General features: G+C 45.9%; 11 protein-coding genes and 4 pseudogenes. 9 read left to right on the forward strand and 6 right to left on the reverse strand.

Annotation, left to right across the window (positions count from 1 at the left end; all coding sequences use genetic code 11):
- Both FTV12_RS13475 and FTV12_RS13480 read right to left on the reverse strand, forming a co-directional pair.
- Positions 1-130: pseudogene (locus FTV12_RS13475) on the reverse strand (IS1595 family transposase); the annotation flags it as partial.
- 129 nt (positions 131-259) lie between these two features.
- Positions 260-568, reverse strand: a complete 309-nt coding sequence (locus tag FTV12_RS13480; protein WP_075696493.1) for a hypothetical protein — start codon at positions 566-568, stop codon at positions 260-262.
- A gap of 189 nt (positions 569-757) precedes the next feature.
- On the opposite strand from FTV12_RS13480, the gene FTV12_RS13485 reads away from it, so the two are divergent.
- The 4 genes and pseudogenes from FTV12_RS13485 to FTV12_RS13500 all read left to right on the forward strand — a co-directional run.
- Positions 758-3,166: a TerB N-terminal domain-containing protein gene (locus tag FTV12_RS13485; RefSeq protein ID WP_136700472.1), complete on the forward strand. Its 2,409-nt coding sequence runs from the start codon at positions 758-760 to the stop codon at positions 3,164-3,166.
- A 1-nt stretch (position 3,167) separates the two neighbouring features.
- Positions 3,168-4,484, forward strand: a complete 1,317-nt coding sequence (locus FTV12_RS13490) for an ATP-binding protein (protein WP_075696490.1) — start codon at positions 3,168-3,170, stop codon at positions 4,482-4,484.
- Entirely contained in the window at positions 4,481-6,703 is a 2,223-nt protein-coding gene (locus FTV12_RS13495; RefSeq protein ID WP_075696489.1) for a DEAD/DEAH box helicase, read from the forward strand. Before FTV12_RS13490 ends, FTV12_RS13495 begins: the two co-directional genes overlap by 4 nt.
- Positions 6,704-6,746: 43 nt before the next feature.
- Positions 6,747-7,088: pseudogene (locus tag FTV12_RS13500) on the forward strand (IS1595 family transposase); the annotation flags it as partial.
- Between the two features lie 49 nt (positions 7,089-7,137).
- Here the strand turns inward: FTV12_RS13500 and FTV12_RS13505 are convergent.
- Together FTV12_RS13505 and intI1 are read right to left on the reverse strand one after the other, a co-directional pair.
- A pseudogene (locus FTV12_RS13505) lies at positions 7,138-7,422 on the reverse strand (hypothetical protein); the annotation flags it as partial.
- Between the two features lie 568 nt (positions 7,423-7,990).
- Positions 7,991-9,004, reverse strand: coding sequence for a class 1 integron integrase IntI1 (gene intI1 / locus FTV12_RS13510; protein ID WP_000845054.1), 1,014 nt, complete (start codon positions 9,002-9,004; stop codon positions 7,991-7,993).
- Positions 9,005-9,183: 179 nt separating this feature from the next.
- On the opposite strand from intI1, the gene FTV12_RS13515 reads away from it, so the two are divergent.
- Together FTV12_RS13515 and FTV12_RS13520 are read left to right on the forward strand one after the other, a co-directional pair.
- A complete protein-coding gene (locus tag FTV12_RS13515) occupies positions 9,184-9,738 on the forward strand; it encodes an aminoglycoside N-acetyltransferase AAC(6')-Ib4 (protein ID WP_003159191.1) in 555 nt (184 codons plus the stop codon).
- Between the two features lie 69 nt (positions 9,739-9,807).
- A pseudogene (locus tag FTV12_RS13520) lies at positions 9,808-10,640 on the forward strand (AadA family aminoglycoside 3''-O-nucleotidyltransferase).
- A 230-nt stretch (positions 10,641-10,870) separates the two neighbouring features.
- On the opposite strand, the gene FTV12_RS13525 reads toward FTV12_RS13520, so the two are convergent.
- On the reverse strand, positions 10,871-11,914 hold the full coding sequence (locus FTV12_RS13525) for an IS110 family transposase (RefSeq protein ID WP_136143887.1): 1,044 nt from the start codon (positions 11,912-11,914) through the stop codon (positions 10,871-10,873).
- Positions 11,915-12,136: 222 nt separating this feature from the next.
- Here FTV12_RS13525 and FTV12_RS13530 point away from each other — a divergent pair, with 222 nt between their 5' ends.
- From FTV12_RS13530 to FTV12_RS13540, 3 genes are all read left to right on the forward strand, one after another.
- Positions 12,137-12,484: a quaternary ammonium compound efflux SMR transporter QacE delta 1 gene (locus FTV12_RS13530; RefSeq protein WP_000679427.1), complete on the forward strand. Its 348-nt coding sequence runs from the start codon at positions 12,137-12,139 to the stop codon at positions 12,482-12,484.
- Entirely contained in the window at positions 12,478-13,317 is an 840-nt protein-coding gene (sul1, locus tag FTV12_RS13535) for a sulfonamide-resistant dihydropteroate synthase Sul1 (RefSeq protein ID WP_000259031.1), read from the forward strand. The genes FTV12_RS13530 and sul1 overlap by 7 nt, the downstream gene beginning before the upstream one ends.
- A gap of 127 nt (positions 13,318-13,444) precedes the next feature.
- Positions 13,445-13,945: a GNAT family N-acetyltransferase gene (locus tag FTV12_RS13540; RefSeq protein ID WP_000376623.1), complete on the forward strand. Its 501-nt coding sequence runs from the start codon at positions 13,445-13,447 to the stop codon at positions 13,943-13,945.
- On the opposite strand, the gene FTV12_RS13545 is transcribed toward FTV12_RS13540, so the two are convergent.
- Positions 13,914-14,906, reverse strand: a complete 993-nt coding sequence (locus tag FTV12_RS13545) for a TniB family NTP-binding protein (RefSeq protein ID WP_180034214.1) — start codon at positions 14,904-14,906, stop codon at positions 13,914-13,916. The genes FTV12_RS13540 and FTV12_RS13545 overlap by 32 nt on opposite strands.
- Between the last annotated feature and the right edge of the window lies 1 nt (position 14,907).

Consider the following 14,907-nt stretch of genomic DNA (forward strand, 5'->3'; position numbering starts at 1 on the left):
ATGTACCAATAGTTAATCGTATTACGATTTAAATTGAGTAATAAGGCTGTTTTGGAAGCAGGAATATCAACACAAAAGCATTGAATAATTTTTTAATCTTGTAGTGACTTAATTTATTGTTTTCTATGATGATTCTAGACTAACATAATCATTCTGCTAGTCTAGAGCCTAATTAAATAATTACCCCTGAGCAGAAATTCCGCTCAGGGAATGGCTTATAAATGTCATTTAGCGCGTTTAAGACATAATCTCTATCAAACTAGTATTTGTAGATTCTTCTAATATTATCTTGATGAATTTTAATACCAATCATAAAGAAAAACATAAAAATGATCAGTGGAATAATCCAAAGCCCATGAACTAAATAATTAAGATTTTTTTCAATAGTATCTCTAAAAAGATATTGGCTAAATATTTGCAAGTTATAAAACTTTTGAAGGATGTATGGATACAAATATTGAGAAAATAACATCAATACAGTACCTACTCCCCATACAAAGCATGGAAACTTATGTTTACCAAGGACATCAGCATGAAAATTCAGCCAATCAACTAGGTCTTCTTTCATTAATATCTCCTATTTATTATAAAGAGTATTGATTGTTAATTAATCAAAATTGATTATCTAGATTTTCAATCAATAGTACGACAATTTGTGTCGCTAACAATTCATCCTATATGTCATAAGTTTTATGTGTTGCTTATTTGACCTATAAGATTAATAATTAAAAAATTTTATATATTTTTAGGTGGGGATGTGGGGTTAATATTTCTAATAATTATTGGAGTAGGTATATTTTATGTAGTCCAATATTCAAAGAAGAAAAATGCAAAACGAATTCCAACCCCAACAAGATTGGCTAGTTCAATTTCTAATGGGGCAAAAATAAACACAAATAAGGAAATTGCTTCCAAAGAAAAGTCTATTACAAGCTCACCATCTTCATTGGTATCTCAACGCTCAAAGTACCCTGAAATAGTGAACTCTAATACTAAAGCTAGTAATTTTGTTACTACCCAAAACCTGCCTAAAAAAAATATGCAAAGTCTTAATCATGAATCAGAAAATAACCTAGTCACATTCACAATATCAGTGGGGCAGTCTGAACCTAAATCATCTAATAAATCTCTTGGTCAATGGATAAAGCGAGGGGAGCAAATAAAATTAAAAGGTTATGAATCTGATAAGGGTTTCTTTTATTTTGGTGGACAGCTTGAAGCCTATAAAACTAATGCTTATTACAATAGCTATGAAACAGAAGCTTCATTAGTTGATGAATGTCTGCTAACAGAAAGAAGGGATAAATCTTATACTGATGGTTCATTAGGATATTGGCCTACCTATATTTCATTATCTCCTCAGGCAAGAGGTGCCTATTTAGATTGGCTATTTGGAGAGAGATCTGATCCTGAAACTCCTATTGGCTATGTTTTTATTTATTTTTATGGTCTAGAGCGAAGAGTTTTAATCGATGGTACCCAAGGAAAAGTTGATAATAGTGAATACATTTCTATTTTCAATGAGTTAAAAAGATTACGTCAAATATTTACTGATCACTATGCTTTTCATAACTATTCTAGCAAGCTTATTGAGATCATGGCTTATTTAAGACCTGAAATCATACAAATTGATTATTCCGAATTTCCTACCAGATATGATTCTATTCTTTTTAAATATCATTTAGCTAAACAAGTACAAGATGGCAAACCTATTACTGATGAGCTAGCTTTGCTCTGGATAAAGAATACAGATGAATATAATTTAAGAACTCCCGCTAGAAGATGTGCCGAGGAATTCTCAAATCTCTTTAAGCAGCTCTACCTTAAGGAAACAAATGGAGGTTTAGTAGTAAAACCTAATAAGACTAAACTTCGATTGGATTATTATCCAGCAAGTGGAACATTGCGTGGCTTCCAATTAGATACTATTGATTTACCTGATCCTAGTATATTGAAAGCACCTATTAAAAAGTTGGCAAATATTGCTGACCAATGTACAGAGGCTCTAGAGCAATATAGTAGATACCTGGGGCGGAAAGGGACGAATAAAGAAGATATAGAAGCCGTTCTTTTGTTACCCGAAGCTTTAAGAAAACACAATACAAGTAATTTGTTACTTGAATTTAAATCATGGGCTGAAGGCAAGATAATTAATGATAATGGGCTAGTGCTGTTTTCTGAATTATGGAGTTTCACGGGAAAACCAACACCAGAAAAGCTAAATAAAAAGGAACTCGATCTCTTAGATAATTTTTTAAGTTTTGGAAACTATTTTTACGTTCCTAATGCTCAAATTTATAAGGTTAAACCTAGCATCGATGGTTATATAGTATTAACTCATGATGGTTTAAATGGAGATGAAAAATTATCTGAGTCTTTCAAAAAACTTTTACTATTTATTAGATTGGCTGTCATGATAGCGAAGTGTGACAGTACTTTTCATGAAAAAGAGAAAGTTCTAATCAATAAAACTATTGATGAAGACTCTTCAATTTCATTAAGTGAAAGATCGTCACTAAACGCATATTTCATCTGGAGTATGAATTCTTCAGTGAATACCGCAGGCTTAAAGCAACAAATAGAATCTATGGATGAAACAAACAAAATTTCATTTAGAAAGATACTTGTTCAAATAGCTTTAGCAGATGGGAAAATTGAAGCGACAGAGATTAAACAGCTTGAGAAGTTATATACGATGTTGGGTATTGATAAGAGCTTAATTCCTTCCGACTTACATCAATATACAACTCAAAAGATAATTTCCACTCAAAAACAGCCAACTGGAGGCAATATCACATCGTTTATTTTAGATGATTCAATTCTTGCTCAGCATGAAGCTGAAACTAAAGAAGTACATACGCTTTTAGGATCAATTTTTGTGGAAGAAAATATACCTGAAGAAAAAATTGAACCTGTGACATTAGGTTCTAGCTTAACTATAGGTTTGGATAAACAGCATAGAGTACTATTTGAAACTTTGATTGATAAAGAGAAATGGTTACGTGAAGACATCGAGACCATTTGCCAAAAGCTTAACTTGATGATTGATGGTGCTCTTGAGACTATCAATGATTGGGCGTATGAAATAGCGGATGCTCCTGTACTTGAAGATGATGGTGACATTTATGTCGATAAAGAAATCGTTGCAGAATTAAGAGAGGAATAACATGTCAATAAAACCTATAAGATTAAAAGAGAAAGAAGCAATTATACAATCGCTCAAGTCAGGGGTTACGCCTAAAATCGGACTGCAACATATCCAAGTAGGACGTTCTAAAGAGATCTCAGCATTAAACAAAGATATTGATCGGGTCATCGAAGGTGGATCAACATTTAGATTAATTATTGGGGAATACGGATCAGGGAAAACATTTTTTCTAAGTGTGGTCCGCTCAATTGCCCTAGAGAAAAAATTGGTCACTGTACATGCTGATCTTTCACCAGATCGACGAATTCATGCTTCAGGAGGGCAAGCTCGTAATTTATATTCTGAATTAATTCGTAATATGGCTACACGTAATAAACCAGATGGAAATGCACTTACGAGTGTAGTTGAACGCTTTATTACTGAAGCAATTAAAGAAGCAGATAACACAAATATAGCTGTATCGACTGTTATTCAGAATAAGTTGTCTTCATTAGCTGACTTAGTTGGAGGCTATGACTTTGCTAAAGTTATTGAAGCTTATTGGATAGCACATGAGCAAGACAATGAATTATTAAAATCCAATGTTCTAAGATGGTTGAGAGCTGAATATACAACTAAAACTGAAGCGAAGAAAGACTTAGGCGTAAGCACTATTATTTCAGACAGTTCATTCTATGATTCTTTAAAACTACTGAGTCTCTTTGTACGTCAAGCCGGTTATGCAGGTTTACTTGTAAATTTAGATGAGATGGTCAACCTGTATAAATTACACAGTACACAAGCACGTATGTCCAACTATGAGCAGATTTTAAGAATATTAAACGACTGCCTACAAGGTACTGCCGAATACTTAGGTTTCTTATTGGGGGGTACGCCAGAGTTTCTATTAGATCCACGTAAAGGGTTGTATAGTTATGAGGCATTGCAATCACGATTAGCAGAAAATAGTTTTGCCCAAAGAGCAGGAGTAGTGGATTATTCTTCTACAGCTTTACATCTAGCTAACTTAACCCCTGAAGAGTTTTTTATTTTACTTAAGAATTTGAGAAATGTTGTTGCATGTGGCGATCCTGATAAATATTTAGTTCCAGATGAGGGGCTTTATGCATTTCTGAAGCACTGTAATGAAACTATAGGAGATGCTTATTTTAGGACCCCTAGAAATACAATTAAAGCATTCCTCGATCTATTAGCTGTGATTGAACAGAATTCAGGGATTAAATGGAATGATTTCATCAATGAATTGTCCATTGAAGAAGAACGTATAACAGATATGGATGAAATTTATGAGGATGAACCTTCAGAAACCCAAGAATTAGCTGAATTTAGAATATGAAAGATGAATTTCAAAAACTACATCCTTCTGTACAAAAGTGGGTTTATAAACAAGGATGGCCAGATTTAAGAGAAATTCAGAAAAAAGCTCTTGATCCTATTTTATCTGGTGATCGGGATGTTTTAATCAGTGCATCAACAGCAGCAGGTAAAACCGAGGCGTTCTTTTTACCTGCTTGCAGTAAAATAGCAGATATTCAAAATGGCTTTGGTATCCTTTACATTAGTCCGTTGAAAGCTTTAATTAATGATCAATTTCGACGATTGGAAAGCTTAGGAGAAGAACTTAAGTTATCTATTACACCTTGGCATGGTGACAGTTCACAAGGTAGAAAAAACAGCGTAAAAAAAAATCCTTCAGGTATCTTACTAATAACACCAGAATCACTAGAGTCTTTGCTTATCAGAGAGGCTGGTTGGCTTAAAAGTGCGTTCATCAATATTAAATATATTGCTATCGATGAATTTCATGCATTTATTGGCACGGAGCGTGGTCTGCACCTTTTGTCTTTACTGAATCGGATCGATCATCTATTGGGAAAATATGAGTCACCAATTCCTCGAGTGGCATTAAGTGCTACGCTAGGTGAATTGGAGACAGTACCTTTAGCATTACGAGCTAATCAAAAATTACACTGTGAAATAATTACAATAACGAAAAGCTCTGCAACTATGCAAGTACAGGTAAAAGGCTATATTAATCCTTCTCAGAATAATTCAGAGAACTTAAAAAATGCAGGAACTCAGATCTGTCAGGATATTTATAAATTTTGTCGTGGCGGATCACATTTAGTCTTCGCAAATAGTCGCCAAAGAACTGAAAGTATAGCGGCTTCGTTAAGTGAATTATGTCGCCAAAATAGGGTTCCAAATGAATTTTTCCCCCATCATGGTTCTTTAGCTAAGGAGTTGCGTGAAGACTTAGAGCACAGATTACAGAAGGAAAGTCTACCTACAACAGCAGTCTGTACTATGACTCTAGAATTGGGAATTGATATAGGTAAAGTAAATTCTGTAATTCAAGTAACTTCTCCACATTCTGTAGCAAGTCTCCGGCAACGGATGGGGCGGTCAGGACGTAGAAATGAACCGGCTGTCCTCAGAATGCTTATTGAGGAAGAAGAACTTACTAAAGATAGCCACATTGTTGATATGTTACGTTTAGAACTGATTCAGTCTTTGGCTATGATAAGACTATTAATTAGTAGTAAATGGTTTGAACCAGCAGACACTTCTCAATTCCACTTTTCAACATTACTGCATCAAATACTCGCGCTGATAGCCCAATGGGGCGGGGTCAGGGCTGATCAGATATATACGTTACTATGTAAATCAGGCCCATTTCATAAAGTATCAATTGACCAATTCAAATTATTACTAACATCAATGGGAAAAAATGAGCTTATTACACAGCTACGAAGCGGTGAACTTACATTAGGAATACGTGGTGAGCAAATTGTTAATCATTATAGTTTTTACGCTGTTTTCAAAACCCCAGAAGAATACAGGATCATTTCAGGCCTAAAAACATTAGGTACATTGCCTGTCACAACAGTTATCTTAAAGGATCAATATATCATATTTGCAGGTAAAAGATGGAAAGTGCTAGACGTTGAGCCTGAAAAAAAAGTAATTCGTGTAATAGCAGCTAAAGGTGGGCGTCCTCCATCCTTTGGTGGGGACGGGTTAGCTGTTCATGATATCGTTAGAAAGGAAATGTTTGATATTTTAAAAGGAAATGATTACAGAATTACAGTTGGAGAGCACAAAGTTGACTTTATAGATCGAACAGCAAAGCTTTTATTCGATGAAAGTATATCTGTATTCAATGACGTTAATTTAGCGAATCAGTCTATTATTGAGATAGGTAATAAAGTCTACATCTTTACCTGGTTAGGAGACAAAATTACAGATACGTTAAAAGTCATATTTATAATGAACAATTTTTCAGTTACCTCTTTATATGGGATCATTGAAATAGAACAAATAGATAAAGCATCGGTGGTTTCATATCTTAGATCTTTACTTGTATATGGAATTCCAAAAGAAGAAGAGCTTGCTACTTATATACAAGATAAAGAGATAGAAAAATTTGATGAATACTTAGGTGAGGATTTGCTTAACCAAGGCTATGGAAGAAGAAGTTTTGATTCAGAAAATACCTTTTCTTTTATAAATAATCTATTGAACTTACAAAATGAACTGCCGCCACTCTCCTAGACAAATTTCGTCTATTCTTTTTGCATAGGAGAGAACATTATGGGAGGATTACCCTGACTGTAAAATGAAGACTTTACAAGGGGTTATCATTGGTAAAGTTTCACTTGAGAGTGTGATTTATAGTGATGGATGGCGTGGCTATAATGGTCTTGTTGATGTGGGTTATTCAAAGCATTTTAGGGTAAATCAGGGAGCAAATGAGTTTGCTAGAGGACAATGCCATATAAATGGAATAGAATCATTTTGGAGCTTTTGTAAACGAAGGCTAGCAAAGTTTAACTGCATATCAAAAGAGTACTTTAATTATCATCTTAAAGAAACTGAATGGCGTTGGATGAGGGAACCTAATGAGTTAGCAACTGAGCTGTGGAACCTCATTAGGTAAAATTAAGTGTAAATCTGCTAGTCTAGAGCCTATTTTAATTATATATGTTTTATTGACCCAATATTTCATCCATTAATCTAATGTTTGAATTAATGTTTTTAATCTCATTTTTTAATTTTTCTTTATGGTTAATAAAATATTTCTCTAAAGTTTTATCATCTGATAATAAAGATTCTAAAAACTCAATATTATTTTCTTTATCTTTAATCTGATTAAAAAATTCTGTTTTTTTCTTAGAAAAAGTTTCTTCTAGTCTTTGCTTTTTTGTTCGACTCCTGAGCTCATTCATACGGGGTGTTTCTGTATAGGAAAAAACTTTTTCTTTTGATGTTTCTGTGACTGACCATTAAAGTCTCAAAAATGACATTAATGTTCTAAACTTTAACAATATAGTTGTAAACTCAAAGAGGAAGTTTGAATGAATATTACGAAAAAATCAGATTCAATACTTGTGGTATTTTTTAAGTTGTTTCTTTGTAGCAGTGCATTTGTTGCATGTATTTTATTTGGATTTTGGTTGAGTCCAATGCAAGTACCATCCCCAATAGTCATTTTTATATCACTTGCAATCACCGTTTTATTTACTTATTGGATATTTGGAATAGGTAAACTCAAACATAAGTAAATTTACAACTATTATGTCATAAATGGATTGGTTATCTAAACTCAAAGTTCATTGAGTTTAGAACTATAATGTAAATTTACTGAATCATACCTAATGTAAGTTATTGATTTTATGATTCATCAGTTTAAGTCTTTAATGTGCAAAGACATCAGGCAACGACGGGCTGCTGCCGGCCATCAGCGGACGCAGGGAGGACTTTCCGCAACCGGCCGTTCGATGCGGCACCGATGGCCTTCGCGCAGGGGTAGTGAATCCGCCAGGATTGACTTGCGCTGCCCTACCTCTCACTAGTGAGGGGCGGCAGCGCATCAAGCGGTGAGCGCACTCCGGCACCGCCAACTTTCAGCACATGCGTGTAAATCATCGTCGTAGAGACGTCGGAATGGCCGAGCAGATCCTGCACGGTTCGAATGTCGTAACCGCTGCGGAGCAAGGCCGTCGCGAACGAGTGGCGGAGGGTGTGCGGTGTGGCGGGCTTCGTGATGCCTGCTTGTTCTACGGCACGTTTGAAGGCGCGCTGAAAGGTCTGGTCATACATGTGATGGCGACGCACGACACCGCTCCGTGGATCGGTCGAATGCGTGTGCTGCGCAAAAACCCAGAACCACGGCCAGGAATGCCCGGCGCGCGGATACTTCCGCTCAAGGGCGTCGGGAAGCGCAACGCCGCTGCGGCCCTCGGCCTGGTCCTTCAGCCACCATGCCCGTGCACGCGACAGCTGCTCGCGCAGGCTGGGTGCCAAGCTCTCGGGTAACATCAAGGCCCGATCCTTGGAGCCCTTGCCCTCCCGCACGATGATCGTGCCGTGATCGAAATCCAGATCCTTGACCCGCAGTTGCAAACCCTCACTGATCCGCATGCCCGTTCCATACAGAAGCTGGGCGAACAAACGATGCTCGCCTTCCAGAAAACCGAGGATGCGAACCACTTCATCCGGGGTCAGCACCACCGGCAAGCGCCGCGACGGCCGAGGTCTTCCGATCTCCTGAAGCCAGGGCAGATCCGTGCACAGCACCTTGCCGTAGAAGAACAGCAAGGCCGCCAATGCCTGACGATGCGTGGAGACCGAAACCTTGCGCTCGTTCGCCAGCCAGGACAGAAATGCCTCGACTTCGCTGCTGCCCAAGGTTGCCGGGTGACGCACACCGTGGAAACGGATGAAGGCACGAACCCAGTTGACATAAGCCTGTTCGGTTCGTAAACTGTAATGCAAGTAGCGTATGCGCTCACGCAACTGGTCCAGAACCTTGACCGAACGCAGCGGTGGTAACGGCGCAGTGGCGGTTTTCATGGCTTGTTATGACTGTTTTTTTGTACAGTCTATGCCTCGGGCATCCAAGCAGCAAGCGCGTTACGCCGTGGGTCGATGTTTGATGTTATGGAGCAGCAACGATGTTATGGAGCAGCAACGATGTTACGCAGCAGGGCAGTCGCCCTAAAACAAAGTTAGGCATCACAAAGTACAGCATCGTGACCAACAGCAACGATTCCGTCACACTGCGCCTCATGACTGAGCATGACCTTGCGATGCTCTATGAGTGGCTAAATCGATCTCATATTGTCGAGTGGTGGGGCGGAGAAGAAGCACGCCCGACACTTGCTGACGTACAGGAACAGTACTTGCCAAGCGTTTTAGCGCAAGAGTCCGTCACTCCATACATTGCAATGCTGAATGGAGAGCCGATTGGGTATGCCCAGTCGTACGTTGCTCTTGGAAGCGGGGACGGATGGTGGGAAGAAGAAACCGATCCAGGAGTACGCGGAATAGACCAGTCACTGGCGAATGCATCACAACTGGGCAAAGGCTTGGGAACCAAGCTGGTTCGAGCTCTGGTTGAGTTGCTGTTCAATGATCCCGAGGTCACCAAGATCCAAACGGACCCGTCGCCGAGCAACTTGCGAGCGATCCGATGCTACGAGAAAGCGGGGTTTGAGAGGCAAGGTACCGTAACCACCCCAGATGGTCCAGCCGTGTACATGGTTCAAACACGCCAGGCATTCGAGCGAACACGCAGTGATGCCTAACCCTTCCATCGAGGGGGACGTCCAAGGGCTGGCGCCCTTGGCCGCCCCTCATGTCAAACGTTAGACATCATGAGGGTAGCGGTGACCATCGAAATTTCGAACCAACTATCAGAGGTGCTAAGCGTCATTGAGCGCCATCTGGAATCAACGTTGCTGGCCGTGCATTTGTACGGCTCCGCAGTGGATGGCGGCCTGAAGCCATACAGCGATATTGATTTGTTGGTTACTGTGGCCGTAAAGCTTGATGAAACGACGCGGCGAGCATTGCTCAATGACCTTATGGAGGCTTCGGCTTTCCCTGGCGAGAGCGAGACGCTCCGCGCTATAGAAGTCACCCTTGTCGTGCATGACGACATCATCCCGTGGCGTTATCCGGCTAAGCGCGAGCTGCAATTTGGAGAATGGCAGCGCAATGACATTCTTGCGGGTATCTTCGAGCCAGCCATGATCGACATTGATCTAGCTATCCTGCTTACAAAAGCAAGAGAACATAGCGTTGCCTTGGTAGGTCCGGCAGCGGAGGAATTCTTTGACCCGGTTCCTGAACAGGATCTATTCGAGGCGCTGAGGGAAACCTTGAAGCTATGGAACTCGCAGCCCGACTGGGCCGGCGATGAGCGAAATGTAGTGCTTACGTTGTCCCGCATTTGGTACAGCGCAATAACCGGCAAAATCGCGCCGAAGGATGTCGCTGCCGACTGGGCAATAAAACGCCTACCTGCCCAGTATCAGCCCGTCTTACTTGAAGCTAAGCAAGCTTATCTGGGACAAAAAGAAGATCACTTGGCCTCACGCGCAGATCACTTGGAAGAATTTATTCGCTTTGTGAAAGGCGAGATCATCAAGTCAGTTGGTAAATGATGTCTAACAATTCGTATATGGACTCTCCCCACAAGCAGTGAGGAAAGCTTTTTCGATCCTGTCGTCAGCGCGGTTGCATTCGTATATCCGGCCTTGTCGTGGGCAGTGCCCTGGCCATTCTGTAGTTCGCGCAGCGGGGGCCAAGCGTTCAATCGATCCTGAAGATCATGATTGTTATCGGCCTTGTTCCACTGCAGGACTCGCCTGTTCCGACAGTCTCGCTTCTCACCACAACCGCAAGAAATAACGCGTCTTCCTGATTACCCCGCCGTCAGGCGGGCCTTGCACTCTGCCAGTCGCCACTGAAGCGACGTTCGTGGCACCACACCGCCCAGCAGATCCTCACCAGTTTGTTCGCCAGGGCCACGGCAGCCTTGTTGTGGCCAATGCGTTCAGCCGTCTGCAGGGCCCAGCGTTGTAGCTGGGTCAGGCGCTGCGGCGTGCGTGCCTGGCAGCGCTTGGCGGCCAGCAACGCCGCGCGGGCGCCGTGGATCAGCAACGTTCGCACGTAAACATTGCCCTTGCAGCTGATGCGGCCGAGCCTGCGGCGCTCGCCGCTGCTGTATTCGTTGGGTGTCATGCCCAGCCAGGCGCTCAGATGCCGGCCGCTGACGAAGCGTTCGGGCGTGCCGACAGCCGTTTTCAGGGCGCTGGCGGTGAGCAGCCCAATGCCGCTGACCTCGTCGAGCCTGTGCACGATTTCATCCTCGGCATGCCAGCGCGCCAGCTGCTCCTCGCACTCGCGCATCGATTGTTCGTAGAGACTGATCTCGGCCAACAGTACCTGCAGCGCGCCGCGTAAGGCGCAGACTTCCGGACGCTCGATCAGCTCGCAGGCCTGACGCAGGAACGCCTGGGTGCCATTGGGTGCAGCCACGCCCATCTCGCGCAGGATGCCGCGCAACAGGTTGATGCGCTGGACCCGGGTCTTCTTCCAGGCCTCGCGCATTTTGTGCAGCTGCTGCACCTGTTGCTGCTGCACGCTTTTGACCGGCACCGGACGGATACCCTCGCAACGAGCCGCCTCCAGGATCGCATCGCAGTCGTTGCGGTCGGTCTTGTTGCGCCGCCGGTAGGCACGCACGTAGCGCGGATGCAGCAGCACCACGCGATGCCCCGCCGCCTGCATCAGGCGCCCCCAGTGGTGGGCCGTGCCACAGGCTTCCATCAACCACTCGACAGGCGCCGGCTGCTCCTGTACATAACGCCAGAACGCCTCCGGATCGAGCCGCCTGCGACGATCCACCCGACCGACATGGATACTTTCGGCAACCTGGTAAACGGACTTGGCCAAATCAATTGCAATGCGTTTCATCTTCACTCTCCCGGCAAACAGACACCTCGTGTCTTATAGAAGAAACGCGGTGCGGGGAGAGTCCATTACAGCCTTCAAGCCGACCGCGCTACGCGCGGCGGCTTAACTCCGGCGTTAGATGCACTAAGCACATAATTGCTCACAGCCAAACTATCAGGTCAAGTCTGCTTTTATTATTTTTAAGCGTGCATAATAAGCCCTACACAAATTGGGAGATATATCATGAAAGGCTGGCTTTTTCTTGTTATCGCAATAGTTGGCGAAGTAATCGCAACATCCGCATTAAAATCTAGCGAGGGCTTTACTAAGCTTGCCCCTTCCGCCGTTGTCATAATCGGTTATGGCATCGCATTTTATTTTCTTTCTCTGGTTCTGAAATCCATCCCTGTCGGTGTTGCTTATGCAGTCTGGTCGGGACTCGGCGTCGTCATAATTACAGCCATTGCCTGGTTGCTTCATGGGCAAAAGCTTGATGCGTGGGGCTTTGTAGGTATGGGGCTCATAATTGCTGCCTTTTTGCTCGCCCGATCCCCATCGTGGAAGTCGCTGCGGAGGCCGACGCCATGGTGACGGTGTTCGGCATTCTGAATCTCACCGAGGACTCCTTCTTCGATGAGAGCCGGCGGCTAGACCCCGCCGGCGCTGTCACCGCGGCGATCGAAATGCTGCGAGTCGGATCAGACGTCGTGGATGTCGGACCGGCCGCCAGCCATCCGGACGCGAGGCCTGTATCGCCGGCCGATGAGATCAGACGTATTGCGCCGCTCTTAGACGCCCTGTCCGATCAGATGCACCGTGTTTCAATCGACAGCTTCCAACCGGAAACCCAGCGCTATGCGCTCAAGCGCGGCGTGGGCTACCTGAACGATATCCAAGGATTTCCTGACCCTGCGCTCTATCCCGATATTGCTGAGGCGGACTGCAGGCTGGTGGTTATGCACTCAGCGCAGCGGGATGGCATCGCCACCCGCACCGGTCACCTTCGACCCGAAGACGCGCTCGACGAGATTGTGCGGTTCTTCGAGGCGCGGGTTTCCGCCTTGCGACGGAGCGGGGTCGCTGCCGACCGGCTCATCCTCGATCCGGGGATGGGATTTTTCTTGAGCCCCGCACCGGAAACATCGCTGCACGTGCTGTCGAACCTTCAAAAGCTGAAGTCGGCGTTGGGGCTTCCGCTATTGGTCTCGGTGTCGCGGAAATCCTTCTTGGGCGCCACCGTTGGCCTTCCTGTAAAGGATCTGGGTCCAGCGAGCCTTGCGGCGGAACTTCACGCGATCGGCAATGGCGCTGACTACGTCCGCACCCACGCGCCTGGAGATCTGCGAAGCGCAATCACCTTCTCGGAAACCCTCGCGAAATTTCGCAGTCGCGACGCCAGAGACCGAGGGTTAGATCATGCCTAGCATTCACCTTCCGGCCGCCCGCTAGCGGACCCTGGTCAGGTTCCGCGAAGGTGGGCGCAGACATGCTGGGCTCGTCAGGATCAAACTGCACTATGAGGCGGCGGTTCATACCGCGCCAGGGGAGCGAATGGACAGCGAGGAGCCTCCGAACGTTCGGGTCGCCTGCTCGGGTGATATCGACGAGGTTGTGCGGCTGATGCACGACGCTGCGGCGTGGATGTCCGCCAAGGGAACGCCCGCCTGGGACGTCGCGCGGATCGACCGGACATTCGCGGAGACCTTCGTCCTGAGATCCGAGCTCCTAGTCGCGAGTTGCAGCGACGGCATCGTCGGCTGTTGCACCTTGTCGGCCGAGGATCCCGAGTTCTGGCCCGACGCCCTCAAGGGGGAGGCCGCATATCTGCACAAGCTCGCGGTGCGACGGACACATGCGGGCCGGGGTGTCAGCTCCGCGCTGATCGAGGCTTGCCGCCATGCCGCGCGAACGCAGGGGTGCGCCAAGCTGCGGCTCGACTGCCACCCGAACCTGCGTGGCCTATACGAGCGGCTCGGATTCACCCACGTCGACACTTTCAATCCCGGCTGGGATCCAACCTTCATCGCAGAACGCCTAGAACTCGAAATCTAACGTCCGTTCGGGCATCGAGGTCCATGTCGGGGTGGGACGGGTCCGTGGCTTCAAGATCACTTGCAGTCCGACCGCGATGTCTTGGTTGCGCGAGAGGTTGTCGACAGGCCATGCTGAGTGTGCGATGGTTGATCGCTTCCTCGCCGCTCTCCACGGCGACGATGGCCGCCGCCATCAGCAAGTGCGCCAGTTCCCCTATGGTGCCCTCGCTGCGTGTGAGCAGGTAGCGAGCCATGTCCAGCGTGGCAATTGGGGAAGGCCGGCGCAGCGGGAGCGAAGCGGCGAAGCTGGCCAGCAGTGAGCAGCAATCGTCGTTGGCCTCCCATACCGGCAGCATCATCGGCTCGAAGCGATTTTCCAACTGGTCATCGGAGCGGATGGCTAGGTAGGCGTCGCGCGTGCCTACCCCAACCAACGGGATGCGCAGTTCGTTGCCGAGGAAGCGCAGCAGGTTGAGGAATTCCCGGCGGTTGACGCTGTTGCCGGCCAGCACGTTGTGCAGCTCGTCGATCACCAGCATGCGCACGCCGACCTTGCGCAGCAGTGCCAGAGCCAGTTGCTCCATTTCCGGCAACCGTGGGCGTGGGCGCAGCGGCGCGCCCATCGCGGCGAGCAGCGCGACGTAGAAGCGGATCACGGACGGCTCGGACGGCATCTGCACGACCAACACCGGGATGTGCTCCTGGTCGGCGTCGGAGCTGGCCGGGTGGGTGCGGCGGAACTTCTCGACGATCATCGACTTGCCATTGTTGGTCGGGCCAACCAGCAGCAGGTTGGGCATGCGTTGCTTGTTTGGCCACGCATAAAGGGCTTCCAGCCGGTTCAGCGCCTCGACTGCGCGCGGATAGCCGATCCAGCGGTCGGCGCGAAGGCGCTGGATGCGCTCGTCCGCCGGAAGACGGGCCAAGCCCTGGGCCGCCGGCAGCAGGTGGGACAGGTCGATGATGGGATATTCGTCCACG

Origin of the sequence: Acinetobacter sp. YH12233 (genome assembly GCF_013417725.1) — a bacterium.
Taxonomy (GTDB): domain Bacteria; phylum Pseudomonadota; class Gammaproteobacteria; order Pseudomonadales; family Moraxellaceae; genus Acinetobacter.